This is a genomic window from Streptomyces sp. NBC_01478, assembly GCF_036227225.1.
Classification (GTDB): domain Bacteria; phylum Actinomycetota; class Actinomycetes; order Streptomycetales; family Streptomycetaceae; genus Streptomyces.
This window is the reverse complement of the sequence record NZ_CP109444.1, coordinates 11,143,043-11,169,343: the sequence shown is the minus strand read 5'-3', so window position 1 is coordinate 11,169,343 and position 26,301 is coordinate 11,143,043. Positions and strand designations below refer to the sequence as shown.

The 26,301-nt window shown below is 70.3% G+C and carries 24 protein-coding genes; 17 read left to right on the top strand and 7 right to left on the bottom strand.

The genetic code is table 11. The features are described from left to right. Positions 1 to 20 precede the first annotated feature (20 nt). Positions 21 to 587, bottom strand: a complete 567-nt coding sequence (locus tag OG223_RS49610; protein WP_329264036.1) for a hypothetical protein — start codon at positions 585 to 587, stop codon at positions 21 to 23. 264 nt (positions 588 to 851) lie between these two features. Here OG223_RS49610 and OG223_RS49605 point away from each other — a divergent pair, with 264 nt between their 5' ends. The 4 genes from OG223_RS49605 (at position 852) to OG223_RS49590 (ending at position 5,361) form a co-directional block, all read left to right on the top strand. Next, positions 852 to 1,469 carry a PadR family transcriptional regulator gene (locus OG223_RS49605; protein ID WP_329264034.1) on the top strand — a complete coding sequence of 206 codons (618 nt, stop codon included), beginning with the start codon at positions 852 to 854 and terminating at the stop codon, positions 1,467 to 1,469. A 340-nt stretch (positions 1,470 to 1,809) separates the two neighbouring features. Next, complete coding sequence (locus OG223_RS49600) at positions 1,810 to 2,424, top strand: TetR/AcrR family transcriptional regulator C-terminal domain-containing protein (protein WP_329264032.1); 615 nt, start codon at positions 1,810 to 1,812, stop codon at positions 2,422 to 2,424. 379 nt (positions 2,425 to 2,803) lie between these two features. Next, positions 2,804 to 3,538 (top strand): acetate uptake transporter, encoded by a 735-nt coding sequence (locus OG223_RS49595; protein WP_329264030.1) that lies wholly within the window; start codon positions 2,804 to 2,806, stop codon positions 3,536 to 3,538. 32 nt (positions 3,539 to 3,570) lie between these two features. Next, on the top strand, positions 3,571 to 5,361 hold the full coding sequence (locus tag OG223_RS49590) for a CocE/NonD family hydrolase (RefSeq protein WP_329264028.1): 1,791 nt from the start codon (positions 3,571 to 3,573) through the stop codon (positions 5,359 to 5,361). Between the two features lie 36 nt (positions 5,362 to 5,397). On the opposite strand, the gene OG223_RS49585 is transcribed toward OG223_RS49590, so the two are convergent. After that, positions 5,398 to 6,087: a TetR/AcrR family transcriptional regulator gene (locus OG223_RS49585; protein WP_329264027.1), complete on the bottom strand. Its 690-nt coding sequence runs from the start codon at positions 6,085 to 6,087 to the stop codon at positions 5,398 to 5,400. A gap of 158 nt (positions 6,088 to 6,245) precedes the next feature. Here OG223_RS49585 and OG223_RS49580 point away from each other — a divergent pair, with 158 nt between their 5' ends. After that, positions 6,246 to 7,271, top strand: a complete 1,026-nt coding sequence (locus OG223_RS49580; RefSeq protein WP_329264025.1) for a LacI family DNA-binding transcriptional regulator — start codon at positions 6,246 to 6,248, stop codon at positions 7,269 to 7,271. On the opposite strand, the gene OG223_RS49575 is transcribed toward OG223_RS49580, so the two are convergent. After that, complete coding sequence (locus OG223_RS49575; RefSeq protein WP_329264023.1) at positions 7,254 to 11,204, bottom strand: glycosyl hydrolase; 3,951 nt, start codon at positions 11,202 to 11,204, stop codon at positions 7,254 to 7,256. The genes OG223_RS49580 and OG223_RS49575 overlap by 18 nt on opposite strands. A gap of 229 nt (positions 11,205 to 11,433) precedes the next feature. Between OG223_RS49575 and OG223_RS49570 the strand changes: the two genes are divergently transcribed. Beyond that, positions 11,434 to 12,723, top strand: coding sequence for an MFS transporter (locus OG223_RS49570; protein WP_329264021.1), 1,290 nt, complete (start codon positions 11,434 to 11,436; stop codon positions 12,721 to 12,723). Between the two features lie 32 nt (positions 12,724 to 12,755). Next, complete coding sequence (locus OG223_RS49565; RefSeq protein ID WP_443073814.1) at positions 12,756 to 14,225, top strand: arabinose isomerase; 1,470 nt, start codon at positions 12,756 to 12,758, stop codon at positions 14,223 to 14,225. A 31-nt stretch (positions 14,226 to 14,256) separates the two neighbouring features. On the opposite strand, the gene OG223_RS49560 is transcribed toward OG223_RS49565, so the two are convergent. Next, positions 14,257 to 14,523: a DUF6959 family protein gene (locus tag OG223_RS49560; protein WP_329264019.1), complete on the bottom strand. Its 267-nt coding sequence runs from the start codon at positions 14,521 to 14,523 to the stop codon at positions 14,257 to 14,259. Between the two features lie 127 nt (positions 14,524 to 14,650). Between OG223_RS49560 and OG223_RS49555 the strand changes: the two genes are divergently transcribed. Continuing rightward, positions 14,651 to 15,232: a hypothetical protein gene (locus tag OG223_RS49555; protein ID WP_329264017.1), complete on the top strand. Its 582-nt coding sequence runs from the start codon at positions 14,651 to 14,653 to the stop codon at positions 15,230 to 15,232. On the opposite strand, the gene OG223_RS49550 is transcribed toward OG223_RS49555, so the two are convergent. Further along, positions 15,201 to 15,863, bottom strand: coding sequence for a DUF6629 family protein (locus tag OG223_RS49550; protein WP_329264015.1), 663 nt, complete (start codon positions 15,861 to 15,863; stop codon positions 15,201 to 15,203). The two genes, OG223_RS49555 and OG223_RS49550, sit on opposite strands and share 32 nt — an antisense overlap. A gap of 275 nt (positions 15,864 to 16,138) precedes the next feature. Between OG223_RS49550 and OG223_RS49545 the strand changes: the two genes are divergently transcribed. Further along, on the top strand, positions 16,139 to 16,354 hold the full coding sequence (locus OG223_RS49545; protein WP_329264014.1) for a DUF4177 domain-containing protein: 216 nt from the start codon (positions 16,139 to 16,141) through the stop codon (positions 16,352 to 16,354). A 37-nt stretch (positions 16,355 to 16,391) separates the two neighbouring features. Here OG223_RS49545 and OG223_RS49540 read toward each other — a convergent pair whose 3' ends face one another. Beyond that, complete coding sequence (locus OG223_RS49540; RefSeq protein ID WP_329265870.1) at positions 16,392 to 17,399, bottom strand: LacI family DNA-binding transcriptional regulator; 1,008 nt, start codon at positions 17,397 to 17,399, stop codon at positions 16,392 to 16,394. A gap of 165 nt (positions 17,400 to 17,564) precedes the next feature. Between OG223_RS49540 and OG223_RS49535 the strand changes: the two genes are divergently transcribed. The 7 genes from OG223_RS49535 to OG223_RS49505 all read left to right on the top strand — a co-directional run bounded on the left by OG223_RS49535 (position 17,565) and on the right by OG223_RS49505 (position 24,254). Then, positions 17,565 to 18,383 carry an ATP-binding cassette domain-containing protein gene (locus OG223_RS49535; protein WP_329264012.1) on the top strand — a complete coding sequence of 273 codons (819 nt, stop codon included), beginning with the start codon at positions 17,565 to 17,567 and terminating at the stop codon, positions 18,381 to 18,383. Then, on the top strand, positions 18,380 to 19,441 hold the full coding sequence (locus tag OG223_RS49530) for an ABC transporter permease (protein WP_329264010.1): 1,062 nt from the start codon (positions 18,380 to 18,382) through the stop codon (positions 19,439 to 19,441). Before OG223_RS49535 ends, OG223_RS49530 begins: the two co-directional genes overlap by 4 nt. 64 nt (positions 19,442 to 19,505) lie before the next feature. Further along, positions 19,506 to 20,507: an ABC transporter substrate-binding protein gene (locus OG223_RS49525; RefSeq protein WP_329264008.1), complete on the top strand. Its 1,002-nt coding sequence runs from the start codon at positions 19,506 to 19,508 to the stop codon at positions 20,505 to 20,507. A gap of 125 nt (positions 20,508 to 20,632) precedes the next feature. Continuing rightward, the gene (gene argG, locus OG223_RS49520) at positions 20,633 to 22,078 is read left to right on the top strand and encodes an argininosuccinate synthase (RefSeq protein ID WP_329264006.1); all 1,446 of its coding nucleotides are present in this window, start codon (positions 20,633 to 20,635) and stop codon (positions 22,076 to 22,078) included. A gap of 116 nt (positions 22,079 to 22,194) precedes the next feature. After that, complete coding sequence (locus OG223_RS49515) at positions 22,195 to 22,515, top strand: hypothetical protein (protein ID WP_329264004.1); 321 nt, start codon at positions 22,195 to 22,197, stop codon at positions 22,513 to 22,515. Further along, on the top strand, positions 22,512 to 23,612 hold the full coding sequence (locus tag OG223_RS49510) for a M20 family metallopeptidase (protein WP_329264002.1): 1,101 nt from the start codon (positions 22,512 to 22,514) through the stop codon (positions 23,610 to 23,612). Before OG223_RS49515 ends, OG223_RS49510 begins: the two co-directional genes overlap by 4 nt. A gap of 108 nt (positions 23,613 to 23,720) precedes the next feature. Beyond that, positions 23,721 to 24,254 carry a TerD family protein gene (locus OG223_RS49505; protein WP_329264001.1) on the top strand — a complete coding sequence of 178 codons (534 nt, stop codon included), beginning with the start codon at positions 23,721 to 23,723 and terminating at the stop codon, positions 24,252 to 24,254. Here the strand turns inward: OG223_RS49505 and OG223_RS49500 are convergent. Then, entirely contained in the window at positions 24,220 to 24,948 is a 729-nt protein-coding gene (locus OG223_RS49500) for a hypothetical protein (protein ID WP_329263999.1), read from the bottom strand. The two genes, OG223_RS49505 and OG223_RS49500, sit on opposite strands and share 35 nt — an antisense overlap. Positions 24,949 to 25,135: 187 nt before the next feature. On the opposite strand from OG223_RS49500, the gene OG223_RS49495 reads away from it, so the two are divergent. Further along, positions 25,136 to 26,272, top strand: coding sequence for a PP2C family protein-serine/threonine phosphatase (locus tag OG223_RS49495; RefSeq protein WP_329263998.1), 1,137 nt, complete (start codon positions 25,136 to 25,138; stop codon positions 26,270 to 26,272). Positions 26,273 to 26,301 lie beyond the last annotated feature (29 nt).

Genomic DNA, 26,301 nt, shown 5'->3' with positions numbered 1-26,301 from the left:
GAGTTCCTTGGGTTGGCTGGTCAGGCGGACGCTGCTTGCAGGGCTTCGAGGCGCGCCTGGACACGCTTGGGATAGATCGAGGTGAAGACCGCGGGGGCGACCAGGCCGACGACGTGGGCGGTGATGCCGACCCAGGCGGGGGCGTCGGTCGCGCTGCTGATGGCCAGGACCACGGCGATGAACGTGAACCCGGATCCCCAGGCGGCCGTGATGGCGTTGTTCACGGAGAGGAAGCCGGGGGTGTCCCAGTACTCCTCGGGCGTCTGCCGACGGGCGATCCCGAGTGTGAAGGGGCTGCGGAGCGCCATGCTGCCCCAGGCCGTCCCGGCGAGCCAGACGAACGAGATGACGTCGCTGTGGTCCTGGATCGACGAGTCGGGCGAGCTGAAGGCGATCGCTCCGATGATGAGGAAGTAGATGATGGTGCTGATCTCCAGCACCATCGCGTCCATGGCCACTCCCCTGCGCCGGTCCTGGAGCAGCAGAAGGACACCGACGACGACGCCGGCCACCGCGCCCCAGCGCCAGTCCACGGCGGAGACGAAGCCTGCCGCGATCCATGGGTAGAACCCACGCAAATAGCCCATGATGCCCACGTTGAACTTCCTTACAACTCGACGTTCCAACTTTGACAGGTGGAAGCTAGATGCTCCGCAATCAACATGTCAAGAATGGAATATTGAACGAAAGTCCGCCGCGCCACCGCCCCCGCGGGCCCGCGCGGGCCCCACCTGCGCAAACCCCTACGGCCGCGTCCGGCCTCCACACGGCCTCCCGCCCGGACGCACAGAATCCGCATGGGTAGTTTTCGACCTGTCAATATTGGAGTGCCAGGCGTTAGGGTTGTGGGCATGAGCCTTCGCAACGCCCTCTTGGGACTCCTCGTCTTCCGCCCCGGCAGCGGCTACGACCTGCTGAAAATGTTCGACACCTCGCTTGGTTACGTCTGGCCCGCCAAGCAGAGCCAGATCTACGGCGAGCTGACCAAGCTGGACGCGACAGGTCTGATCAAGGTCACGGAGGAGGGTCCCCGGGGCCGCAAGCAGTACTCGCTCACCCCCGAGGGGCACGCGGAGACCCTGCGCTGGCTGACCGAGAACCGGGAGAGCAGGCCGCAGCGCAATCCGATGCTGCTGCAGACCTTCTTCCTGGGGCTCCTGCCGCGAGAGGAAGCTGTCCAGCGACTCCTCGACCACGCGGAGGCCTCGGCAAAGGAGCACGACACCCTGGTCGCCCTCCGGGACACGGAGGAGTGGGACAAGGACATGCTCACCGTGTGCGGCAGGCTCGTCCTCGAACACGGCATCCGCCAGCGGGTGTTGGAACAGGAGTGGGCCCATTGGGCCGCCGAACAGCTCCGCACGGGACACATCGACGGTCCCGACATCTCGGATCCCGACACCGCGGATCGCGCCGAGCGGACGGCCACGTCGGACGCCGATGACGATCAGACCGTCGCGCGTTCCTAGCGCGTGGGGTTGTACGCACGGGGCTGCGCGCGCAGATGAACACGTGGGGCCGCATGCACCGATGAACGCGTGGACCAGCCGTTCCGCGAGCGCCCCCTCCGCCACCCCCGCCGCGATGCCGGGCCGGGCCGTCAGGGCAGCAGGCGGTCCTGGACGGCGAGGATGAACCCGGCGACGCAGTCGACCGAGCCGAGATCGCCACACTGAGGCTGATCGCCAACTCCCCGCGCGCCTAAGCAAGTTGGGGCTCCGTCGCGATCCGCACACTCCCCCGGGAGGTGCCCGTCGCGGGCCCGGTGCAGCGCGCACGCCGGCGACTGGGGCAACCGCGTTTCCAGTAATGACGTCGACTCATCGACCTCATCCGCACGGTGGCGCCCCGGAGCGCATGCTCAACGGCGACGAGGGCGGGCACGACGCCCTCACCATGCGCCGACTGGCGGACGCCAAAAGGCACCAACTGCCCGCCATCTACCGCGTGTTCAGCAATAAACAGGCCCTCCTGGACGAGATGGCCGAAGCGATCCTGGCCAACGCACTGCCGGACACCCCCGAGAACGACTGGGAGGCCGAGATCCCCCTCCTGGCCGGACAGTTGCGGCAGGCCCTGCCGGCACAGCGCGAGGGCGCCCGGATCGTCGGCGGCAGCTACACCGCGAAACGGCACAGCCCGACGCTCGCGGAGTGCCTCGTCGGCGTCATGCGGCGCGCGGGATTCAACGGGGTCGTCGCCCTCTGGGCCACGTCGACCGTCTTCTGCCACGTCCTCGGCGAAGCCCTGGAACAGCAGGGCCTGACCGACGACGCCCGCGACAGACTCACGTTCCCCGGCGCTCGCCAGACGTACCCCCAACTGTTCTCCACCCCCGTCGAGGAGATCCTCAACTTCGACGACCGCTTCGAGTTCGGACTCGGCCTCATCCTCGGCGGCCTCCGCGGACAGCTCCCCCAATAGGACCTCCTCGTCGCCCCGAGGAACCCCCGCTCCCCCGTTGTGGAGAATATATCTCCACTTTATTCGGCCCGGGAAGCCCCGCGACCCGACCCTCCCGGATGATCACCCGCCGCCCGCCCGGCAACTCCGGGCGGGACTCCAGGCACCCCTCCCCACCAGGGAAGATGCCGGACATCCGCGCGCCGACGACGCACCCCTGAAGCCGCCCCCGCTCCGCGGCCCGCCCGTCGACAGGCGCCGCCGGAGCGGCATCGAGGGCGTTTTCCACTTCGGTTCGATCCCTTGACAGCCCCAACGGCCGTTCCCAAACTACCGACCATTCGGTAGACGGCACGGGCCGAGCGCCCCCGCTGTCGACATTCCAGAAGGGTTGATCACCATGGCCGAAGTGTCGCTTCACGCTGCCCAGAGCCCGCCGGTCCCGGCAGTCACCACCACCTCCCACATCGGTCACGCGACAGCCGTGGGGGCGGCCGGATTCGCGTGGTGCTCGCTCATCCTGGGCCTGCACACCGCCGGCGTCATCGACGCGGCCGACGGCACGATCGTGCTGGCGGGCACCTTCTTCTACGGCGGTCTCGTCCAACTCGTCGCCGGCTTCTTCGCGTTGGCCTCCGGCGCGACCTTCGCCGCCGCGTTCCTCACGGCGTACGGGGCGTTCTGGCTCGGCTACACCGTCATCGAGTTCTGGGCCGCACCCCACATCGCGGGAGCCGCGGCGGCAGCGGCGAAGGCCGGCGGAGCGTCGGCGGAGGCCTCGGCGGCCGCGGGCGGACATGCCGTGATGCAGTCGCTGGGGCTGTTCCTCATCGCCTGGCTGGTCGTCACGCTGGTCTTCGCCGTCGCCAGTCTCGGTACGAACGCGGTGATCGTGAGCGCGTTCTCCCTGCTGACGCTGACGATCGTGCTGCTGGTGACCGCCTACCTGGGCGCTTCGAGTGCGGGCGTGCCGAGCGATTCGGTGCTGCACACCGCCGGCTACGTCGAGATCGTGCTGGCCGCCGTCGCCTTCTATCTGGTCCTGGCCGAGCTGACCAACGACATCCGCGGACGCACGGTGTTCCCGCTCTTCGCCCTGACCCGCGACCGGCGGGCCGCCGCGCAGGCGGCGTGACGCGGAACCCCCCACCCGTTCCAAGGAGCCGCATGAACAAGCCCAAGGCAAGAAACCGGATCAAGCTGCCCCACAGGGTCTCCGTACTGAGCAGCGCCTCCGCTGTGCTCCTCCTCGTGGCCGCAGGCCGGACGACGGCCACCACGCTCCCCACGCACGCGACCAACTGGCAGCCGCCCGCCGCCAGTTACGCGGCGAGCGCGCCCGTCCACACCACCGTCACCATGGACGACGGCGTGAAGATCGCCGTCGAGGTCGTCTATCCGACCGACCCGGGCACCGGCGCACGCGCGTCGGGCCCGTTCCCCGTGCTCCTGACCCAGAATCCCTACGGCGCCCAGCGCTCCGACCCCACGGATACCGGTACCTACTTCGTGCAGCGGGGCTACATCTACGTGGCCTCCGCCGTACGCGGCACCGGCGACTCCGGCGGGCAGGTCGACTGGATGGGCGACCGGCAGGGCAAGGACGGAGCCGACCTCGTCGACTGGGCGGCCCACACGCTGTCCGGGTCCAACGGCAAGGTGGGGCTCGACGGTTGCTCCTACCTCGGGGTGAACCAGTGGTTCACCGCGGCGGCCGTGGGCAAGAACTCCGCGCTCAAGGCCATCACACCCTTCTGCACCGACTCGGACTTCTACAACGACCTCACCGCGAACGGCGGCATCCCGACCCCCTTCGTGGCCGGCATCGCCCAGGCCGAGCCGCGCGGCCCCGAGGACGACCCCGCCACCGACCCGCAGTCGGTGACCATCGCCCAGCAGGCGTCGGGCGGCTCACGCTCGTACAACGACGCCTACTGGCAGTCGCTGAACGTCCAGAAGCTCATGCCGCGGATCGTGGGCAACAACATTCCGGCACTGACCGAGGCCGGCTGGAACGACCTCTTCCCCGGCGGGAACCTCGGCGCCTACGTGTCGGCCCAAAACGCCTACTACCACCGGCCGTTGACCGATCCGATCTCCTCGGACGAGCCCGTCACCGGGCGATACCAGGCGATCGTCGGGCCCTGGACCCATGGCGAGCACGTCAACGAGGAGGCACTGCAGGCCATCCGCCTGGAGTGGTTCGAGACCTGGCTCAAGAACGCGCCCACGGGCATGGCCGACACCTCGACGCCCCTGCACCTGTTCGAGAACGGCGCGAACACCTGGGTCGACAGCGCCGCCTGGCCCCTCTCCTCCGACGCCCGCACCTACTACCTCGGCGACGGCTCCCTCATCACCGGGAAACCGACGGACCAGGGCAGCGACTCGCTCTCCTGGAGCGCGGCGGCGGCCGACACGCTGACGTACACCACCGCCCCGCTCACCAAGGCGGCCCTGCTCGACGGCCCGACCGACGTCACCCTCTACGCGAAGTCGACGACACCGGAGACCGAGCTGTCGGCCAAGCTGAGCATCGTCGCCCCGGACGGAACGGTGACCAAGCAGGCCGACGGAATCCTCCTGGGCAGCCAACGCGCCGTCGACACCCAGGAGAGCTGGTACGGCGACAACGGCACCCTGCTGAAACCCGGTCACCCCTTCACTCAGGCGTCACAGCGCCCGGTGACACCCGGGCAGACGACCCGCTACGACATCTCCCTGCTGTCCAACTTCACCAGGATTCCGGCCGGTTACCGGATCCGGATCAGCATCAACAGCCAACCGCCCGCCGACGTCCACTTCCCCGTCGCCCCGACCCCGCAGGAACTGGCGAACCTGGCCGGGGGCACCTACACCGTCGAACGCTCCCCACAGGCCGCGTCCTTCGTCAACCTGCCGCTGACGACGCCGAGTTCGGCCACTCCCAGCGGCGACAACTGGGGACCGTCCTCCTGAAACACGGGTGGCAGGTCCGTGCGTACGACGGACCTGCTACTCCTCCTCCACGGAGGCGGGCCTGACCAGGCCCATCACCTGTTCCACCGTCTCGTTGCCCAAGCTCGGTGTCGTGAGCGGCAGGTTGTCGGGGCGCTGCCGGATGCCGTTGAGAATGATCTCGAAGTAGCGGCGCCAGACGTCGGGCCGCTTGCCCTGGGTGAACTGGCTGGCGGCACTGAGCATCTGCACGACGACGGGAATGTCGGAGGGCGTGACCTCCGCACGCAGATCCCCACTCTCCTGCGCCCGATGGATCAGGGCCTCCAGGAAGGGGAGCATCCCGCCCCGCACCGTCTCCATGGGCTCGGAACTGTGGCTCCCCAACATGATCACTTCATGCAGACCACGGTTCTCGGCGAGGTCGGCCCCCATCTCCGTCAGGAAGTCCACGAACCCTTCCCAAGGATCAGGATGCGCGAGTGCCCGCTCCGCGGACGCCTGCCGCATCCCGAGATCCTGCTCGAACAGGGCCCGCACCAGGGTCTCCTTGTCGGGGAAGCGCCGGTACACGGTCCCGACCCCGACCCCCGCGTGCCGGGCCACGTCGTCGAGCGTGACCCCCAGCCCGTGCCGGCCGAACACCTCCCGGGCGGCACGCAGAATCTTCTCCCGGTTGAGGACGGCATCGCGCCTCAGCGGGCGGCCGCCCTCCGTCGGAGCATCGACTCCCGAACCCTCAGCCATAACCCCATGTTAACCCTGTTGATCACAGGCCGATTTGGCCACGGCCCTCATCTCCGCCAGGCACCCGGCGGAAAACGTTGCAACACCCGTCGAGGTAGACTGTCGCCGCCCATGAGAACCGCGTCGTGCCTGGTCGCACGGCTGTCACAGCGAGGGGGGTGGGCGCCATTCAGGTTCGCCCCGCCCGTATTCAGGACGTCGCGGCCGCCGCGGGCGTCTCGGTGTCCACGGTGTCGAACGTCCTGAACCGGCCGGAGCGGGTCAACGCCCGCACCGCCGAGCGGGTCCGTGACGCGGTCGCCGCGCTGGACTACGTACCCCATCCGGGAGCCGCCGGGCTGCGCACCGGGCACTCGTCCTCGATCGGCCTGGTACTGCCCGACGTGGCCAATACGTTCTACTCGCGCATCGCCCGGGGCGCCGCGGACGCGGCCTACGACCACGGCTACTCCCTCGTGCTCTGCGACAGCGGTGACGCCCCCGAGCGGGAGCAGGGCTACTTCACGATGCTGATCGAACAGCGGGCCGTGGGCGCGGTGGTCGTGCCGCTCGGCGCCGACCCCACCCGGCTCACCCGGCTGCGCGAGCGCGGCATCCCCCTGGTCCTCGCGGACCGTGCGCTGCCGGCCCAGGACGGCTGTTCCGTCTCGGTCGACGACATCGCCGGCGGCCGGATCGCCGTGCAGCACCTCCTGGACTGCGGGGCGCGCGACATCCTCGTCGTGAACGGCGAACGCGGAATCGTGCAGTGCGCCGACCGCTACCAGGGCGCCCGGCAGGCCGTCCGCACCCGCCGCGAGGCACGGATCCGCCAACTCGTCGCCGACGAGATGACGGTGGCCTACGGCCTGGAGATCGCCCGCGGACTCGACGAACTGCCCGACGGTGTCTTCTGCACCAACGACTTCCTCGCCGCCGGACTCTGCCGCGGACTGGGCGAACGGGGGGTGCGGATACCCGAGGAGGTACAGGTCGTCGGCTACGGCGACCTCGACATCGCGAGCTTCGTCGGCACGACCCTCACGACGGTCCGGCAACCCGTCGAGGAACTCGGCAGAGCGGCCGTGGGAATGCTGCTCGACGAGGTGGAGGCCCGCGCCGAACACGCCCATGAGACCCGGGTGTTCGCGCCCGACCTCGTCCTGCGGGACTCCACCCGGCCGCTGTCAGCCGGGAATCCGTAGCGTCACCGGCCCCATCAGCCCCGACGCGAGCTGAGCCGGGAAGGCCCAGGCGGTCGGAGTGGCTTCGGCGAGATACGGCGCCAGAGTGTTATTGACCGTCACCTCCAGACGCACCAACCGCCCTGCGGCGCCCAGGAGTTGGAAGCGGTACGGCGGACAGAACGCCTCTCCGACCCGCTCGCCGTCGAGAACGACCGACACACTGCCGCGCACCCGCCCGAGATCCAGCACCGGGTCCGGCCCGGCCGGCACCTCCACCTCCCGCGCGTACGTGACACCCCCGCTCCAGCTTCCGAGTCCCACCGAACTCCACTCCCCCAGCGGCAGTTCAGCCGGTACGGTCCGCACGCGTACCGGTCCGCGCCAGGCGGAGCCACCCCTCCGTACGGCCGTGGGCGCGGTGACGACCTCGACCTCCGTGGCCTGCGGGAGCGGTCGATCCAGTGCCAGGACCTGCCCGTCGAGCCGCGTCACGGTGCCGTCGCCGATCCGTACCCTCGCGGGCAACTCCAGTGGCAGGTCCAGCGATTCGGTGCCCGCCGGCACGGTGAAGCGGAACCGCTGGACGCGTTCACGGACAGTGTCCGTGGCCCTCAGCGGCAGGACGGCGGCGCCGAGCACCGGCGCGCCGGTGAGCCACTCGGTGTCCGGCAACGGGTGCGGTCGTACGGCCGCGTAGCAGTGCTGCAACTCGCCCCAGCGGCCCTCGTGTTCAACGGTACGACCGCGCCACTCCCCCGTCTCCGCCTCCCAACCGGCGCCGCTCACAAGGGAGTTCACGACACCCTCCCCACTCGCCACGCAATCGACGAACAGCGCCTCGCGCGGCTGGACGGCGTCGGCCACCAGCTCCAGTACGTGTTCGCCTTCCCCGAGCGCGAGTTCATGCCGGAAGAACATCGGCACCGCGCCCCAGTCTGACTCGTAGTACTCCACCTTCTCCTGCCGCGCGACGACCACCCCGTCGAGCAGCACAGTCACACCCACCGCGGCCCCCACGACAAGTACCGCCGGACCAGGGCCGTACAGCCCGCCTCGATACGTCACGCGTCCGGACGGCCGTACGTCCTCGGGGAGGCACATGAACCGGGGTCGCGGGCCGAACCCGTCCGGACGGGTCAGGCAGAAGTAGCTGCCCAACGGTGTGTCCGCCGAGCCGGAGATCAGCCTCGGCCTGTCCTCGGCCTCCGCCAGCTCGTATTCGAGGACGTTGCGCGAACTGCCGATCCGCACACGGGCGGTGGCGAGATAGCCGCTGCCGGTGTCGAGTCGCCCGCCGTTCCACCACACGCGTTTCGCGGCTGCCGCACCGATGTGCAGATCGGCGGGGCCGCGGTGGTCCGTCTCCACGATCGAGCGGACCCGGGCGACCGTTCCGGGCCCGGGCACGGGGACCCGTACGAACTCCTCTGGCACCAGGCCCTTGTTGCCGAGCAGGCCGTCCGGGTCCGGGATTCCACGGCTGGAGGAGTAGAGCGACACGCGCCAGTCCGTGCCGGCGGGCGCAAGGGGCAGCTCTCCGGAGAGAACCTGTTGGGCACGGGGCCCGTCGAGCGGTTCGGGGGCCTGGGCGGACGGCACCGGAGGGAGGACGCGGACCCGGTTGCCGTAGGTCGCCCGGGTCCGCTCCCCACTCGCGTCGTGGCCGTCCGTCTCGGTCCACTCCATGGTCCAGATCTGCGGTTCGGCGACGGACGTGCCCGCGGGCAGCGCCATGTCGCCCCAGGTGTTGTCCATGGTGGGGACCAGGCGGCCCTCCCAACCGGTCGAGAGGTCGATCGCCCGCTCCTGCACGGGAGTTGATGCCGCCGTCCGGAGTGTCTGTGGAGTGCCTTCGCGCCATACGACGAGGACGGCGGGGGCGCCCTCCAGGGGCACCTCGATGGTCGAACGGCCCTCGGAGACGGTGACTTGGGCCGGGCGGCGGGTACCGGTCGCCGGGTTCCAGATCTCGGCCTCGGCGACCGGGGCACGCACGGTGACGGTCGAGTGGCGGGCGTACCGCGCGGGGTCCGCCACATGGTCGGCGTTTCCCGGCAGCGTCCGGGCGTCGGGGAAGGCGCCCGTCACCAGGGCGACCGCCTCAACTCCCTTTCTCCTGACGAGGATGGGCAGCTCGCCGGTCGCGTGACCGGCGAGGTCGGCCACCGCCGCCGCTCCGGCCTCGGCGTCGCCCGCCCGCTCCAGTCGCGGGTGCTTCAGCAGTGCCGCCACGACGGAGTCGTCACCGGCCCGACCGGCAGCCGTCGCAGGCGGACGGCCCACGACCACCAACCGGCCGCCCGTGTCGAGGAGTTGGGTCAGTCGCCGTGCCGTCCCCTCCTCCAGGACGCTCGCCGACGGCAGCAGCACCGCGCGATACGCCAAGTCCCGTACGCGCAGGGCTCCTTCGGCGGCCGTGGCGCGCTGCACGGACGCGTCGTCGATGACGTCGTAGGAGATGCGGTGGCGGTCCAGTGAACCGAGGTGCGGGTCGACCCAGTTGTTCGTGCCGCACAGGTCCAGATAGTGGCGCTGCGTCTCGTCGACGTCGGCGTGCTCGTTGCCCAGACGGCCGTCGCCGAAGTGCTGGACGGGGGTGTCCAGCGGGATGAGGGACTGCATGGTGGCGGTGGGGTGCAGGACCGCGACGTCGGCGCTGTAGGTGCCCCAGGACATGATCGAGCAGATCCGGGCGACGGCACGGGAGAACGCCGGATACTGCTGCCAGTAGGGCTGACGCCAGTCGGTGGACGGCGGCGCCCACTCGAACCAGCCGCCCGCCGTGCCGAAGTAACTCGCGTGCGGGTTGTACAGGTTGGCGCCGCTGCGCAGGAACGGCAGGAGCCAGTCGTAGGTGTCCGCCGGTGTGCCGCCCCAGCCGGAGGAGTGGAACGCCTCGATCCAGACGCGCTCGTGGCCGTAGAGATGGGCCATGGAGGAGTGGACCTTGGAGTCGCCCTCGTGGTCGCTGCCGACGGCGCCGTACCAGCGGTGGGTGCGGAAGTAGTCGGTGTAGATCTGCGTCGACTGGGCCGGGAAACCCGCCCGCGCCGGGTTGCTCTGATCGGCCCCGACGAGCATGCCGCGTTCGTGGTGCCAGGCGGCGAGGGGCTTGAAGAGTGCCTCCTCGGTGAGTTCGGCGCGGACCGCGTAGTAGTCGGCGCGGATCTTCGCCGCCCGGGTGGTCAACTGGCCGAACAGGGCGGGCAGATGGTCGAGCAGGTCGTAGCCGCGACGGGCGCTGAACTCGGCGGGGAAGCGGTGGCTCCAGGAGTTCGTGCCGGGCAACTCGTCCTGGAAGCTGCCCGCGATGACATTGCCCAGGTACTCGGGCACGCGCCGGTCGTACTCGTGGTGGACCGCGTCCAGCAGCAGGCCCACGGCGTGCGGGTCCAGGTAGTCGAAGGCCGTGGGGACCGCGACGACCAGCCGTACGTCCGTCCCCTCGGCGGCCGGGATCCGCACGCGGCCGGAGTCGGGGGTCGCGGACAGCCGACGGCCCGTCAAGTCGTAGGCGGCGACGAGGGTTTCGGCTCCGTGCAGGGCGACCGTGCCGCCGGTGACGGTGGCCGTGCGGGAGCGCAGGGCGCGGCCGGTGGCTTCCGGGTGGTGTCGGGTGACGGCGCCCTGGACGTTGGCGCCGGAGAAGCCGATCTGGTCGTAGAACCACAGGCGGGTGCCGATGTCCCGGGCGATCCGGCAGGCGTCGGCGAAGCGGCACCACCACTCCTCGCCGAACCACGGCGGGTCGTCGGTCCGGGCGCCGAAGGCCGGGCCGGCCGGGGCGAGGTTGATGACGACGAGGTTGTGGATGCCGCCGTCCGCGAAGCTGCGCAACTGCCGGTCGAGGCGCTCGCGGGTGACCCGGGCGCCCGACCACCACCACAGCGGGGTGGGGCCGAAGTCCCGGGGCGGGGCGTCGAAGAGCTGCTGCAGCGCGGGCGAGATCACGATGTTGGTCCTTCCGAGTGCGGCTCGGTCACCTCACGGCTCAAAAAACGTTTTATGTCGGCTCAGGCGTCCGCCACCTGCGATGTTGGCACCGGATCCACGGCGCGGGAAGGAGGCCGACCCGGATTGCTCCGGACGCGTGACGGATACGTGCACGAGGGCTTGTTGGAACGTTTTTTGGACCCTATATTCACTGCGACCCCGGCCCAGAGCCGCGAGGAGCCGCATCATGATCCGATTCTCACCTGCACCGGAACACGCGGAACAGCCCATTCCGAAGCACCTGTGGAAGGTCGCGGCCCTCTCGGGCATGGCCTCCTACCTCGACGCCGCGCTCATCGTCAGCATCGCCGTCAACCTGGCGATCTACCGCGACAGTTACGACATGGGCGTGTGGATGGCCGGGGCGATCAGCGCGATCGTCACCGGCTGCATCGCGGTCGGCTCCCTCGTCGGCGGACGGCTCGCCGACATGTTCGGGCGCCGCCGCGTCTACAACCTGGACATCCTCTGCTACGCGATCGGCGCGATCGTCATCACGCTGGCGCCGAACGACATCGTCCTGTTCGTCGGCGTGCTCGTCGCGGGGCTGGCCGCCGGCGCCGACCTGCCGACGTCCCTGGCCGTGGTCTCGGACGCCGCGCCTCCCGAGGGCCGGGCGCGTCTCGTGTCGTTCACCCAGGTCATGTGGGTGCTGGGCATCGTCGTCGTGATCTTCCTCGGCTACGTCCTGTCGGACACCGGGATGACCGGGGCCCGGTTCATCACCGGCCATCTGGTCGTCGCCGCGCTGGTCACCTGGCAGCTCCGCGCCCGGCTCGAACTGCCCGACGAGCAGCCGGAGTCGACCGCCGAGGAGACCGCGGCCCCGCGCGGCATCGAGCTCAAGAACGTGTGGAACCGCGCCGCGCTGCTGCCGATGGCCGCGACCTTCGTCTACTACGTCACCTGGGGCATCGGAGCCAACACCTTCGGCCAGTTCGGCACGTATCTGCTGGTCACGGTCAGTGGTGCCTCGCAGAGCCTGGCCACCGGGATCAACCTGGCCTTCCTGCCGATCGCGCTGGTCCTGACCTTCGTCTTCGTGCGGATCGCCGACACCCCTTGGCGCGACCGGCTGTTCTACGTCTTCACGGTCGTGCAGGTCGTGGCCTTCTGCATCGCCTCCCTCACGGCCGGCGCCCTCGCGGGCATGCTGGTCTTCTTCGTGCTGTACCAGATCTCCAACCCCTTTGCCGGGGAGGCGAGTTACAAGGTCTGGTCGCAGCTCACGCTGCCCCCGGACACCCGCGGCACCACCCAGGGCCTCACCTACGCCCTGTCACGCGGGGTCTTCGCGGGCGTCGCGTTCGTCACGCCGGCCCTGATGGACTACAGCGCGTCGCTCCTCCTGTGGTTGATCACGCTCTGCATGGCGGCCTCGGGGGTCGCGGGGGTGTACGTCATCCATGTCCTCATCCGGCGTTCCCCCGAGACAACGGACGCTCGGGTCAAGGGACTTGGCGTGGCCCGGACCTGAGACCGCACCGGAACCCGGAAGGAACACCCCGCATGACTACGACCGACCCCATGACCGTGACCGCAGAACGCGCCGCCGCCCTGCGAGAGTTGCTCCCCCCGGTGCCCCGCCGCCGCACCCGGATCGGACTCGTGGCGGGCGGCCTCGGCGCCTACTGGCCCCAGTTCCCGGACCTGCTCCCGCAGTTGAAGGAGTCGTCCGCGTACGTCGCCGAGCGATTCCAGCGGATGGACGCGGAGGTGACCGACGTCGGCTTCATCTCCGACGCCGCGGAAGGAGCGGCAGCGGCGGAGCAACTGCGGCGGGCCGACTGCGACTTGATCGTGCTGTTCCTGACGACGTACCTGACCTCGTCGATGGTGCTGCCGATCGCCCAGCGCTCGCACACCCCCGTCCTGGTCATCGACCTCCAGCCGTCCGAGCGGATGGACCACGCCTCCTTCGACACGGGCGCCTGGCTCGCCTACTGCGGGCAGTGCCCGGTGCCCGAGGTGGGCAACGTGTTCCGGCGGGCCGGCATCCCCTTCCGCTCGGTGTCGGGCTGGCTGCGTCAGGAGTCGGCCTGGCGGCGCATCGAGCAGTGGATCCGGGCGGCAGGGGTACGGGCCGCGCTCCGCCATGCCCGGCACGGTCTGATGGGACACCTCTATCCGGGGATGCTCGACGTGTCGACCGATCTGACACTGCTCCCGGCGACGTTCGGCTCGCATGTCGAGGTGCTGGAGTTCGACGATCTACGGCATCGGGTGGAGCGGGTGAGCGAGGCCGAGACCCGTGAGCGCACGGCGCTCGCCCGGCGGATCTTCGCCGTGGAAGACAGCGTGGTCGACGAGGACTTCGCGTGGGGGGCGACCGTGTCCGTCGCCCTCGACCGGCTCGTCGAGGACTTCGGCCTCGACACCCTCGCCTACTACCACCGGGGACTCGACGGCGAGGCGCACGAACGGCTCGGTGCCGGCATGATTTTGGGTGCCTCGCTGCTCACCGCCCGGGGCGTGCCGGCCGCCGGCGAGTACGAACTCCGCACCAGCCTGGCCCAGTTGGCGACGCAGAGCATCGGGGCCGGGGGTTCCTTCACCGAGATCCAGGCCCTCGACTTCGAGGACGGCGTGGTGGAGATGGGCCACGACGGACCCGCCCATCTCGCCGTCAGCTCCCGTGACCCGCTGCTGCGCGGCCTGGGCGTCTTTCACGGCAAGCGCGGCTGGGGCGTCAGCGTGGAGTTCGACGTCCAGCACGGGCCCGTCACCCTCCTCGGTCTCGGTCAGGACGCCGACGGCACCCTGTCGTTCATCACGTCCGAGGGCACCGTCGTCCCCGGACCGCTGCTCGCGATCGGCAACACCACCAGCCGTGTCGACTTCGGCCGCGACCCCGGCGAGTGGGTCGACGCGTGGAGCGCGTCGGGGGTGGGCCACCACTGGTCCCTCGCGCTGGGCCATCACACGGGCGACTTCCGGGCGGCGGCGAGCCTGCTGGGCATCGAGCACCGGGAGGTGTGAGCGCGGGTGGCATGAAAGGGGGCGGACCCGATCAGTACGGCCGCTTCATCCCATGGTTCTCCAACGCCGCGGAGTAGCGGGCCAGCAGCGCGTCGAGGCCCGCCAGCAGCAGGCCCGCGGACTCCCCCGCGTCGGCGAGGTCGCCCCGACCGCAGGCTTCCACCACCTCGGCGACGTCGCTGCGGAGGATGTGAAGGGAGTCCCCCTGGATCAGCACACCGGGAAACCGGCGACCGGGGAGACGGACCACGGCATCGTTCCCACCGTCAGTGAACAGCTCTGCGTCGACACGATCCATGGAGTCATCCAACCCGAGAGCACCGCGGGACACCAACGACTTAGTCTGCGGGGCGACTTGGATATCGTTCGACGCGCACCCGGCCCTTGCGGGATCCTCGTCGCCGATCGCACCGAGGAGACACCCCTTGCTCACCGAGTACCAGCAGCGGCTCCGCGACCGCTGCCTCGCCGCCCCCCTCATGCCCGCGCCCGAGCCCTGGCGCCCTGTGCTCGACAACAGGACCCCTGTCGGCGGCCTGCTCGGCATCGGTTTCGCCACCGATCCCGGCACCGGGCACGATCTCGCGATGGTGGTCTCGAACGACGGTCACGGACTCTTCGACGCGTTCACCGGTGAGAAGATCGCCCGCGACCGGGACCCCGATCCCGATACCTGCATGCCCGACGACGTGAATCTCGTCTGCCCCGGCCTCGGACCGATCGCGGGCGTTCCGGTACGGATCGCCGGTCTCTTCGGTGGCGGTCTGCACAGCGGTTCGCCCGACGGCTGGACCGTGAATGTCGTCAGCCCCGAGTGGCCGCACGACCGGGTCGTCCTCTCGACGGGCCACGGCATCCACAAGGGGCAGGCCGGAGAGACGTGGTGGCACGTCTTCGACGCCAACTACTCGGAGCTGCGCGCCGCGGGCTTCTCACCCTCCGGTCAGACCCTCGCCGTCGCCACGAGCAGCGACCTCAGCCTGTGGACCTGCCGCGCCCCGCACTGACGTAGGGCCGCCTCCCCGGCTCCCGGTCGCGCCCGTTCACCCAGAAGAACAGGACCACCGAGGACACCGCGGCGACCGCGCACCACGTCGAGACGAACTCCAGCTCCCACAGCGTCCAGCAGACCAGCGCGCCGGCCGTGACCAGGATCCCCAGCACCACCAGCCCGCGCTCACCGGACAGGAGCAGCGAGCCGACCGTCGCCACGAGGTAGCCGGCGATGACCAGTTGGGCGTAGGGAAGGTCGACGACGTAGCCGAGGGTGTGGCCGCGGATCTCGGCCGTCACGGGGTGTGCGGCGAGGGCGTGGGCGAGGGCCGCCGCGGTCGCCGCGCCGAGCGCGACCAGCACGGCGATCCGGGGCCGGGCCCGCCGTGACGCGGCGCACCACACGCCCATCGGGACCCACACCGCGAGCAGCGGCATGGCGATGACGGCCCAGGCGAGGGTGGCGGGCCCGCTGCCCCCGTCGGCGGCCCACACCGCGGACTCCACGATCTGGTGGGCGCCCAGCAGCAACGGCAGCGCGGCCAGCGGGAGATCGGTCCGCCGTCGCGCCCGAACCACACAGGCCACTCCTACGGCGGCGACCGCCGCTCCGGCCACGAGGTCGGCCTTCGCACTCCAGCACATCGCACCTCCATGGGATCCGTTCGCGTCAGCGCGAGTCAGCGGTCACGCTACGGCCCCGCGCCGCCGTGTCCGGGGTGACACGACCGCCGTGGCGCCCCGTGATCACCTGCCCGTCGGCGCCCCTTCGACGCCGGGGCCGAACAACTCCCCGCGCCCCAGCACCAGTTGGTGGCTCTGCCACGAAACCACCCCCGGCCTGCGCGGGAACGCCCCGCCATGATTGGCTGGCCCCGCCCACCGCACACCGTGCGCACGCACAGGAGGACACCGCAGCCATGAGCAACGCCTACACGTTCGAGTACAAGGTCGTCAGCTTCCGGGAGTCGCTGATTGGCGACGCGCTGGACGGCGACAAGCTGGAGAAGGTCCTCAACAAGCACGCGGAGGACGGCTGGGGCCTCAAGGCCATCACCGCCGCCGACGTCAAGGGCCGCATCGGCCCCGGCGCGGTCGAGGGCCTGCTCCTCACCTTCGAGCGGCCTCGCGCGTAACGACCGGCACCGTACGCGGGACGGGGGCCGGGAGTCGTCAGCGCCGAGGAGTCGCGGTCGGCGTACCGGGGCCCGGGATCTCCCCCGACCCGCGCGGGATCAGCTCGGTCGGCATGACGATCCTGCGCGGCGGTGACGTGTCCCCGTGGATCCGGGCGAACAGCAGATGCGCGGCGCTCGTCGCGAGGGCGACCGGGTCCTGCGCGATCACCGTGACCGGCGGCGTCAGCCGCGCGGCGAGCGCGATGTCGTCGAAGGCGATGAACGCGACCGTCGCCGGGAGCACGGCCAGCACGCCCAGCGCGAGGACCTCGTTGCCCGCGAGGACGGCCGTCGGCGGCTCCGGTGCGGAGAGGATCGCGGTGACGGCACGGGCGGCGTCCGCGCCGGACCGCAGCCCGTGCCGGGCGAGCGCCGGATCGGCGTCGATGCCCGCGGCGTCGAGCGCCGCCAGATAGCCGCGGTGGCGCTCGCCGAAGGTCCAGATCTCCGGCTTGTCGCCGAGGTAGCCGATACGGCGGTGCCCGTACGCGATCAGATGGCGTACCGCCTGCCGTACCGCGCCGAAGTTGTCCACCACCACGGTGTCCACGTCCAGGCCCGGCGCCGCCCGGTCCACGCACACGATCTTCGTCCCCCGCGCCTGCGCCGAGCGCAGAAAACGGTGGTCGCCCGCGACCGGGGTGAGGATCAGCCCGTCGACGCGGCGCGCGGTGAAGGCCGCGACGACCTCGCGTTCACGGCGCGGATCGGCCCGGCTGGAGCCGATGAGGACCATGTTGCCGCGCCGGTGGGCGACGTCCTCGGTGGCCGAGGCGACGGCGGCCATGAAGGGGTCGGCAACGTTGTCCACCATCAGTCCGATGGTCTGGCTGAGTCGGTCCCTGCGGCGCAACTGCCGTGCCACGTCGTCGCGTTGATAGCCCAGCTTGCGGACGGCGGCCGCCACCCGGGCGGCGGTGCGGGGCGCCACGCCGGCCTCGCCGTTGACCACCCGGGACACCGTCATCACGCTCACGCCCGCTTCCGCGGCCACATCTTTCATCCTGGGACGGCTGGCCACGCCGCGTCCTCCAGATCTCGCCCGGTGCGACCGGACCGAAGGGCCGCCGGCGTCCGCCCGAATCCCTGTCCGTCACGACCCTTGACGCCCACTCACGGGCCTCCCAGAATCGACGAACTGTTAACGATACCAACCAGAAAGCACAGCATGGCCTCTGCAAGAGAACCACTTCTCGCGGCACACGGCGTGGTCAAGCGTTTCGGCCATGTCCAGGCGCTCTCGGGCGCCGACTTCACGGCGTACGCCGGCGAGGTCGTCGCACTGATCGGTGACAACGGCGCCGGCAAGTCGACTTTGGTGAACGTCCTTTCGGGCGTGCTCACCCCGGACGAGGGCGAGGTGCGCCTGGACGGGGTGCCGGTCCGCTTCACGGGTCCGATGGACGCGCAACGGCACGGAGTCGAGACCGTCTACCAGGATCTTTCGCTCGCGCCGGACCTGGACGCGGCGGCAAATCTCTATCTCGGCAGGGAACTTGTCCGCGGAGGCCTGCTCGGCCGCCTGGGCGTGCTCGACCGGCCCACCATGCGCCGGCAGGCGATCGCGGCGTTCGGTGAACTCGGCGTGGAGCTGAAAGATGTGACGGCTCCTGTGACAACGTTGTCAGGAGGGCAACGGCAGTCGGTGGCCGTGGCGCGCGCGGTCGCCTTCGCCAACAAGGTCATCTTCATGGACGAGCCGACCGCCGCCCTGGGCGTCGTCCAGCGCGCCCGGGTCCTGGAGACCGTCCGCAGGGTCGCCGACCGGGGCATCTGCGTCGTCCTGATCAGCCACAACATGCCCGAGGTGCTGTCGGTCGCCGACCGGGTCGAAGTACTGCGGCTGGGGCGCCGGGTCGCCTCGTTCACCGCGGCCGACGCCACGATCGAGAAACTCGTCGGCGCCATGACCGGATCGCTGGACGAGCCCGCGCCCGGCGGGAACCACGCCCCGACCGGTGCGACACAAGCGGAGGACGGGCGATGAGCACCGACAGCCAGGACATCAAACCGGCCGCCCCCGCGCAGGCCGCGCCACCGGCCGACGGCGGACGCCTCGCGATACCCCCGTGGCTCCGACGGGCCGCCGGCATCAGCGAGTTGTGGACCTTCGTGATCCTCGTCGCGCTGGTCGCGTTCTTCACGATCGCGGCACCGGGCAAGTTCTTCACCACGTACGACATCACGCAGATCGCCGTGAACGCGGCCATCTATCTGGTGCTCGGCGTCGGCATGACGTTCGTGATCATCACCGCGGGCATCGACCTGTCGATCGGCTCGGTGCTGGTGCTGGCGGCGGTGGCCGCTGGCGAGTACAACATCCACCACGGCGGCCCGACCGCGGGCTGGTTCACGGTCGCGGTCTGTGTCGTCATCGCCCTTGCCGTGGGCGCGGGTTGGGGCGCGCTGCAGGGAGCGGTGGTGGCGACCGGGAAGGTGCCCCCGCTGATCGTGACCCTGGGCGGGCTCGGCGCGGCACTGGGCATCGCCGAACTCGCCACCGGCGGCCAGGACCCGGCGGGCGCCGCGGCCACCCACCTCCAGAACAGCCTGGGATTCGGCAAGTTGCTCGGCATCCCGTGGATGGTGATCCTCGCCGCGGTGGTCACCGCCCTGTTCGGCGCGGTCCTCGGCGCCACGAAGTTCGGCAGCCACACCCTGGCGATCGGCTCCAACCCGACCGCCGTCCGCCGCGCGGGCATCCCGGTGGGCCGCCATCTGATCAAGGTCTACGGCCTGATGGGGCTCCTCGCCGGTCTCGGCGCGGTGATGTGGCTGGCCTCGTACGGCACGACGTCCATCGCCGGGCACTCCACCGACAACCTGAAGGTGATCACCGCGGTGGTGCTGGGCGGCACCAGCCTCTTCGGCGGGCGGGGGTCGGTCCTGGGCACCGTGATCGGCGTGTTCATCCCGGCGGTGCTCACCACCGGACTGATCGTCATCGGCGTTCAGCAGTACTGGCAGGACGTCGCCGTCGGTGTCGTCCTGGTCGCCGCCGTCTACATCGACCAGATGCGCAGGAAGACCCGGGAGCGCGCATGACTCCCGGCACTACTCCCGCCCCGACGTTCGCCCCGACCCTCGTATGACCCAGGAGGACACCCTCATGTCGAACATCCGCATCACGCGCAAAGTACTGGTCGCCGCGGGCACCGTGCTGGCCCTGACCGGCGCCGCCGCCTGCAGTTCGTCGAGCGACAGCGGCAGTTCGGGGTCGAAGGGAGGCGCCTCCGGCAAGAAGGTCCGGCTGATCACCGGCGTCAAGAGCGACCCCTTCTACATCACCATGACCTGCGCGGCGCAGACCGAGGCCAAGGCCAAGGGCATGGACTTCTCCGCGGACGGCTCCGCGCAGTGGGACGTGTCGGTCCAGCGCCCGCTCATCGACTCGGTCGCGGCGACCCGGCCGGACGGGCTGCTGATCTCGCCGGTCGACGTGAGCGCGCTCACCCCCTCGCTCAAGCAGATCCAGTCGTCCGGGACCAAGGTCGCGCTGGTGGACACCACGGTCTCCGACTCCTCGATCGGCATCACCCGCATCTCGTCCGACAACGAGAAGGGCGGCCGGGTGGCGGCCGACGCGCTCGCCAAGCTGATGAACGAGAAGGGCTCGGCGATCGTCATCAGCGTCAAGCCCGGCGTCTCCACCACCGACGCGCGCATCAAGGGCTTCACCGAGGAGATGGCGAAGTACCCGAACATCAAGTTGCTGCCGACCCTCTACGACAACGACCTGCCGGCCACCGCGGCCTCCCAGATCCAGGCGACGCTGGCGGCCCACCCCGACCTGGCCGGCGTCTTCGCGGGCAACACCAACACCGGTACGGGCATAGCCACCGGCCTCAAGCAGGCGGGCAAGCAGGGCAAGGTGCAGGTCGCCGCGTTCGACGCGGAACCGGACGAGGTCGCCTCGCTCAAGGCGGGCACCCTCCAGGTCCTGGTCGCGCAGGACCCGGCGGCGATCGGCAAGGAGGCCGTCGACCAGCTCGCCGCCGCCTTCGAGGGCAAGACCGTCCAGAAGTCGATCGGCACCAGCATGGTCGCCATCACCAAGGCGAACATGAACCAGCCCGAGATCAGCAAGTACTTCTACAAGGCGGGGTGTTGAGCACAGTCCCACTCCCGCCGCTGTCGGGTGCCCTCCTGCGTCACGGGTGCCCGGCAGCGGCGTATCGGAAAGGGGTTCAACAAGGCGACTTTGCATGACCATGCGCGAGGGTGCATAATCTTCCCATGTCTAAGGTCCTCACCTCCCTCCCCACCGGCGAGCGCGTCGGCATCGCCTTCTCGGGCGGACTCGACACCTCCGTCGCGGTCGCCTGGATGCGCGACAAGGGTGCCGTCCCCTGCACCTACACCGCCGACATCGGCCAGTACGACGAGCCCGACATCGCCTCGGTGCCCGGCCGCGCGCAGGCCTACGGCGCCGAGATCGCGCGTCTGGTCGACTGCCGTGCGGCGCTGGTCGAGGAAGGTCTGGCCGCGCTGACCTGCGGGGCGTTCCACATCCGCTCCGGCGGGCGCGCCTATTTCAACACCACCCCGCTGGGCCGTGCCGTCACCGGCACCCTGCTGGTCCGGGCGATGCTCGAGGACGACGTCCAGATCTGGGGCGACGGCTCGACCTTCAAGGGCAACGACATCGAGCGGTTCTACCGCTACGGCCTGCTCGCCAACCCGCACCTGCGGATCTACAAGCCCTGGCTGGACGCGGACTTCGTGACCGAGCTCGGCGGCCGCAAGGAGATGTCGGAGTGGCTGCTCGCCCATGAGCTGCCCTACCGCGACAGCACGGAGAAGGCGTACTCCACCGACGCCAACATCTGGGGCGCCACCCACGAGGCGAAGACCCTGGAGCACCTGGACACGGGTGTGGAGACCGTCGAGCCGATCATGGGCGTCCGGTTCTGGGACCCGTCGGTGGAGATCGTCACCGAAGACGTGACGATCGGCTTCGACCAGGGCCGCCCGGTGACGATCAACGGCAAGGAGTTCTCCTCCCCCGTCGACCTGGTCATGGAGGCCAACGCCATCGGCGGCCGGCACGGCCTGGGCATGTCGGACCAGATCGAGAACCGGATCATCGAGGCCAAGAGCCGCGGCATCTACGAGGCGCCCGGCATGGCCCTGCTGCACGCGGCCTACGAGCGCCTCGTGAACGCGATCCACAACGAGGACACGGTCGCCCAGTACCACAACGAGGGCCGGCGCCTCGGTCGCCTGATGTACGAGGGCCGCTGGCTGGACCCGCAGGCTCTGATGGTCCGGGAGTCGCTCCAGCGCTGGGTCGGCTCGGCCGTCACCGGTGAGGTCACCCTGCGGCTGCGGCGCGGCGAGGACTACTCGCTGCTCGACACCGCGGGCCCGGCGTTCAGCTACCACCCGGACAAGCTGTCCATGGAGCGCACCGAGGACTCGGCCTTCGGCCCGGTCGACCGCATCGGCCAGCTCACCATGCGCAACCTCGACATCGCCGACTCCCGCGCCAAGCTGGAGCAGTACGCCGGCCTCGGCCTCATCGGCACCGGCAACACGGCGATCGGCGCCGCGCAGGCCGCCGCGACCGGCCTCATCGGCAGCATGCCCGAGGGCGGCGCCGAGGCCATCGCGTCCCGCGGCGAGGTCTCCGAGGACGACGCGCTGCTCGACCGCGCCGCGATGGAGTCTGGCACGGACTGACCGAACTCCGGGGATCAGCACCGCCGTTGGGCCGGTTCGACGCGTTCGCCGTCGGGCCGGCCCTTCGTCGCTTGGCGGCCTTGGCATGATGAGGACCCCGAGAGGTGAGAGGTGCCATGGCAGTGGGCGGTCTGCGGGACGTGCTAGTCGACTGGACCGACTACGACGCGGCGGGCTTCGAGCTCGGGAAGATCCTGGGGGTGTTTCCGGGGAACCAGTCGTTCGGCGGGGTCAAGCGAATGTTCTGGGTGGACGGCTACCCGCTGGGTGAGATGCTCGTCGACATCCTCGACCGGATGACCGAGGCGGGCGTGCTGATCAAGAACGAGGACCTGCAATACAGGTGGAACCCCGACGAGCCCGACCTGTCGCTCACGCGAGGCGCCGTCGAGAGCACGAGCCCTCCCTCGCACACTCCGCGTAACCTTCCCTGGTGACCACGCACAAGACCGTCGACGTGAGTGTCGACGCGATGATCGAAGACCTCCGGACCCTCGTCGAGGTCGAGTCCCCCTCCCGTGACCTGGTCGCCTTGCGGACATCGGCAGAGACCGTGGCCGCCGTCGTCGAGGCACGCCTCGGCGGCCGGGCCGCGATCGTCGACAGCGAGGGCGGCCCGCACGTCCACTGGTCCGGCGACGGCACACCCCGGGTGCTGATCCTCGGTCACCACGACACGGTGTTCCCACTGGGCACCCTCGCGCGCCGGCCCTTCCTGGTCGAGGACGGCCGGGTGACCGGCCCCGGTGTCTTCGACATGCTCGGCGGTCTGGTGCAGGCGATCCACGGGCTGGCCGCGCTGGAGGACCGGTCGGGCGTCGAGATCCTGGTGACCGCCGACGAAGAGGTCGGCTCCGGTTCCTCCCGGGCGCTCATCGAGGAGCGCGCCCTCGCCTGCGGTGCCGTGCTCGTGGCCGAGGGTGCCGCCGACGGCGGGGCCGTGAAGACCGGCCGCAAGGGATGCGGCACCTTCGAGGTCTCCGTCACGGGCCGGGCCTCGCACGCGGGACTGGAACCCGCCGCCGGGGTCAACGCGCTGGTCGAGGCGGCGTACCAGGTGCTGGACATCGCGGCCCTGGCGCGGCCCGAGGCCGGTACGACGGTCACGCCGACCGTCGCGTCCGCGGGGACGCTGGACAACGTGGTTCCCGCGCGGGCGACCGTCGTCGTGGACGTCCGGATCGAGTCGGCCGACGAGAAGGAGCGGATCGAGTCCGCGTTCGCCGCCCTCGCCCCGCATCTCGACGAGGCCGTGATCACCGTAGAAGGAAGTGTCGGCCGGCCGCCGATGCCCGAGTCCGCGGCGGCCGAACTGTTCGCGGTGGCACGGCGGTTGCTGCCCGGTCTCGAAGGACGGGCGGTCGGCGGTGGGAGCGACGGCAACTTCACGGCCGCGCTGGGGGTGCCGACGCTCGACGGTCTGGGAGCGGTCGGGGGCGGGGCCCACGCCGACCACGAGTATCTGCTCGTCGCGTCGATGGCCGAGCGGGCGAGGCTCGTCGCCGGGCTGGTGGACGCGATCCGGAGCGCTTGATCCCGGGCATGACAGGTCCGTCCGATGGGCATCAACAGGCCGTCGAAGAGCGATACTTGACCATGCGGGGGATTGTCCCGTGATGGCCCGATACGGGAGCGGCGATCAGTGAGCAGTGTCAGCAAGGTCGTGGGGAAGGTCGAAGTACGGCTCCGCTGGGATCCGAGTCCCTGGGGGCAGCAGCCGCGCCATCTGGACATCGTCGCGGCGACCTACTCGGCCGACGCACCGCACGGACGCCCGGTGTACGTCGTCAACTCCGAGAGCCGCTCGCCGGACGGCACGATCAACATGAGCCGGCACAGCCAGAGCGGCCAGGGGTACGGCTACATGGAGGTGATGGTCCTCGAACTCGACCGGCTCGCCACGTCCTTCGCGCGGGTGGTGGTCGGGGTGGCGATCCATCAGAACGGCGGCACCCGGACGTTCGGTGATCTCTCGCACGCCAGGGCGCTGGTCGTGGAGGGGTACAAGGAGCTGCTGTCGGACGACTTCACGGAGGTGGCCGGGTCCACCGCCGCGACGGTCGCGGAGTTCACCAAGGACGCCTCCGGAGCATGGGAGTTCCACGCGATGGTGCGGGGGTTCGACAGCGAACCGGCGGGGTTCACCGCGGAGATGGGCAGCGCGTCTCGGCCCTGACCGGCTGGTCCGTCCTGAACTGCGGCAGCAGCGTCGTGACGGTCGGCCGCTTGTGCCGCAGCTCGTGGACAAGGCCCAGGACGACGGCACTGGCCACCGCGACGAGGTGCTCGCGGCCGGCCAGGTTGGGTTTCACGATCGACTCCCACACCATCGACCCGCCGGTGAGGAGGAACACGACGGGCGCGCGCCGGACCACGGCGAGATACGTGAACAGTCCTACGACCGCGGCGGACGGCCCGGTGTCGAGGATGCGCCCGATCTCCGGCCGTAGCCCGATGCCGCCGCAGCCGGGCCCGATCAGCAGCATCACCCGCACGGTGAGGGTGCCGGCCAGCGTGGTCGCGTAGGCGACGGCCAGCGTCCGGGCCCGGCCCAGGGCCAGCTCGGCCAGCGCGAACGCGAGGAACAGTTGGGTGATGCCGGCCCAGACGGGCAGGTCGAGAGCGGGCACGTACAGCGATACGGGGGTACGCAGCAGGGCGAGCCACAGCGGCAGGTCGCCCTGGACGCCGCCGAGGTGCCGGACGACCGAGGCGCCGGTCGGCCGCTGGGCGAGCCAGTGGAAGAAGATGACGCCGAAAGCGGCGACGAACGCCAGGGACACCCCCTTCAGTCCGCGTCGCAGCAACTGCCGTACCGGATCGACGACAATGCCCTGCCATTCACCCCGCAGTGTGCGCCAGATGAACAACGGTCCCCAACTCCCCCACCATCGGCCCAACATTCGGATCGGAATCTAGCCCCCTGTGCGGCTCCTGTGCGTCCCGGGCCTGCCTGAGCTGTTGTCGCAGCTCGCGGACGGTACGGGTGGGGCTGATATTGAAGAGTGGGAAGCTTTCCCCACGGTTGTTCGACGACTGAAGGAAGCGGGAGGGCCGGTGCGTACCTCGAGAGATCCGGCCGGTTCCACGGTGGCCGACGCCGGACAAAGATCGACGCCTCCGCTCCGCTGGGCCGTGGTCGTGTTCTGGCTCGTCAGCGGTACGGCACTGGTGGCGTTGACCGGGATCGCCCTGGGCCGGGACACCCGGCCGGCCCCCTTTCTGGTGGTGTTGCCGGCGCTGATCGCCGGGCGCGGGACGGTACGGCAGACCACCGTCGCCTCCGTGTGGGTGACGATCGTCATAGCCGGGTCCCTCTTGGACACCCCGCTGCGCACGGTGGGGGCCGACGCGGCGGTCATCGCCTTCACCCTGGTGTTCAACGGCCTGAGCGTGGCGCGGGCGGCGCAGCGGATCCGCTGGGAGGGCGAGATCGCGCGGCTGCGTTCCGCGGCGGCGGCCCTGCAACGGCAGATCCTGCGTCCGTTCCCCCTGATGACCGACCAACTGCTGGTCCATGGTCTGTACCGGCCGGTGGAGGAGGACAGCCGGGTGGGCGGCGATGTCTACGAGGTCGTCTCCTCGCCGTACGGCAGCCGTGTCTTCATCGCCGATGTGCAGGGCAAGGGTCTGCAGGCGATCAGCGCCGCGTTCGCCGTGCTCAGCGCCTTCCGCGAGGCGGCCGTGGCCGAACCCACGCTCACCGCCGTGGTCGACGCCCTGGAGGAGGCTGTGCTGCGGCACAACTCCTTCGCGGCGCAGACCGGTGAGCGGGAGCGGTTCGTGACGGCGCTGGTGCTGGGCATCGACGGTGAGCAGGAGGTCCAGGCGATCAACTGCGGTCATGTGGCGCCGCTGCTGCTGCGCGAGAAGCGGGCCGAGCCGGTGCTCCGGCAGGAGCCCTGCGTTCCGCTGGGCCTCGACGCGCTGGCCCCTGAGCCTCGTACCGTCGAATGGTTCGCCTTCCCGCAGGACGGCACGCTCCTGCTCTGCACGGACGGCGTGACCGAGGCACGTGATCCGTCCGGCGCGTTCTATCCCCTGGAGGAGCGCGCGGCGCGCTGGGGCGAGGTCCTCCCGAAGGACGTACCGGCCACCGTCTACGGCGATCTGCGCCGCCACACGGCGGGCATGCCCCGGGACGACACCGCGCTGCTGGTGCTGCGCCGGAGGGGCGACGCGGGTCTCTTCTGACGCCGTGGGTCTCCGCTGGCGGCGCGGGC

Coding starts and splice junctions, on each gene's coding strand:
- OG223_RS49525 (WP_329264008.1), top strand. CDS start 19,506: ATGTCGAACATCCGCATCACGCGCAAAGTACTGGTCGCCGCGGGCACC.
- OG223_RS49530 (WP_329264010.1), top strand. CDS start 18,380: ATGAGCACCGACAGCCAGGACATCAAACCGGCCGCCCCCGCGCAGGCC.
- OG223_RS49590 (WP_329264028.1), top strand. CDS start 3,571: ATGAACAAGCCCAAGGCAAGAAACCGGATCAAGCTGCCCCACAGGGTC.
- OG223_RS49540 (WP_329265870.1), bottom strand. CDS start 17,399: ATGAAAGATGTGGCCGCGGAAGCGGGCGTGAGCGTGATGACGGTGTCC.
- OG223_RS49545 (WP_329264014.1), top strand. CDS start 16,139: ATGAGCAACGCCTACACGTTCGAGTACAAGGTCGTCAGCTTCCGGGAG.
- OG223_RS49585 (WP_329264027.1), bottom strand. CDS start 6,087: ATGGCTGAGGGTTCGGGAGTCGATGCTCCGACGGAGGGCGGCCGCCCG.
- OG223_RS49515 (WP_329264004.1), top strand. CDS start 22,195: ATGGCAGTGGGCGGTCTGCGGGACGTGCTAGTCGACTGGACCGACTAC.
- OG223_RS49600 (WP_329264032.1), top strand. CDS start 1,810: ATGACGTCGACTCATCGACCTCATCCGCACGGTGGCGCCCCGGAGCGC.
- OG223_RS49550 (WP_329264015.1), bottom strand. CDS start 15,863: ATGTGCTGGAGTGCGAAGGCCGACCTCGTGGCCGGAGCGGCGGTCGCC.
- OG223_RS49565 (WP_443073814.1), top strand. CDS start 12,756: ATGACTACGACCGACCCCATGACCGTGACCGCAGAACGCGCCGCCGCC.
- argG (WP_329264006.1), top strand. CDS start 20,633: ATGTCTAAGGTCCTCACCTCCCTCCCCACCGGCGAGCGCGTCGGCATC.
- OG223_RS49605 (WP_329264034.1), top strand. CDS start 852: ATGAGCCTTCGCAACGCCCTCTTGGGACTCCTCGTCTTCCGCCCCGGC.
- OG223_RS49535 (WP_329264012.1), top strand. CDS start 17,565: ATGGCCTCTGCAAGAGAACCACTTCTCGCGGCACACGGCGTGGTCAAG.
- OG223_RS49560 (WP_329264019.1), bottom strand. CDS start 14,523: ATGGATCGTGTCGACGCAGAGCTGTTCACTGACGGTGGGAACGATGCC.
- OG223_RS49570 (WP_329264021.1), top strand. CDS start 11,434: ATGATCCGATTCTCACCTGCACCGGAACACGCGGAACAGCCCATTCCG.
- OG223_RS49595 (WP_329264030.1), top strand. CDS start 2,804: ATGGCCGAAGTGTCGCTTCACGCTGCCCAGAGCCCGCCGGTCCCGGCA.
- OG223_RS49610 (WP_329264036.1), bottom strand. CDS start 587: ATGGGCTATTTGCGTGGGTTCTACCCATGGATCGCGGCAGGCTTCGTC.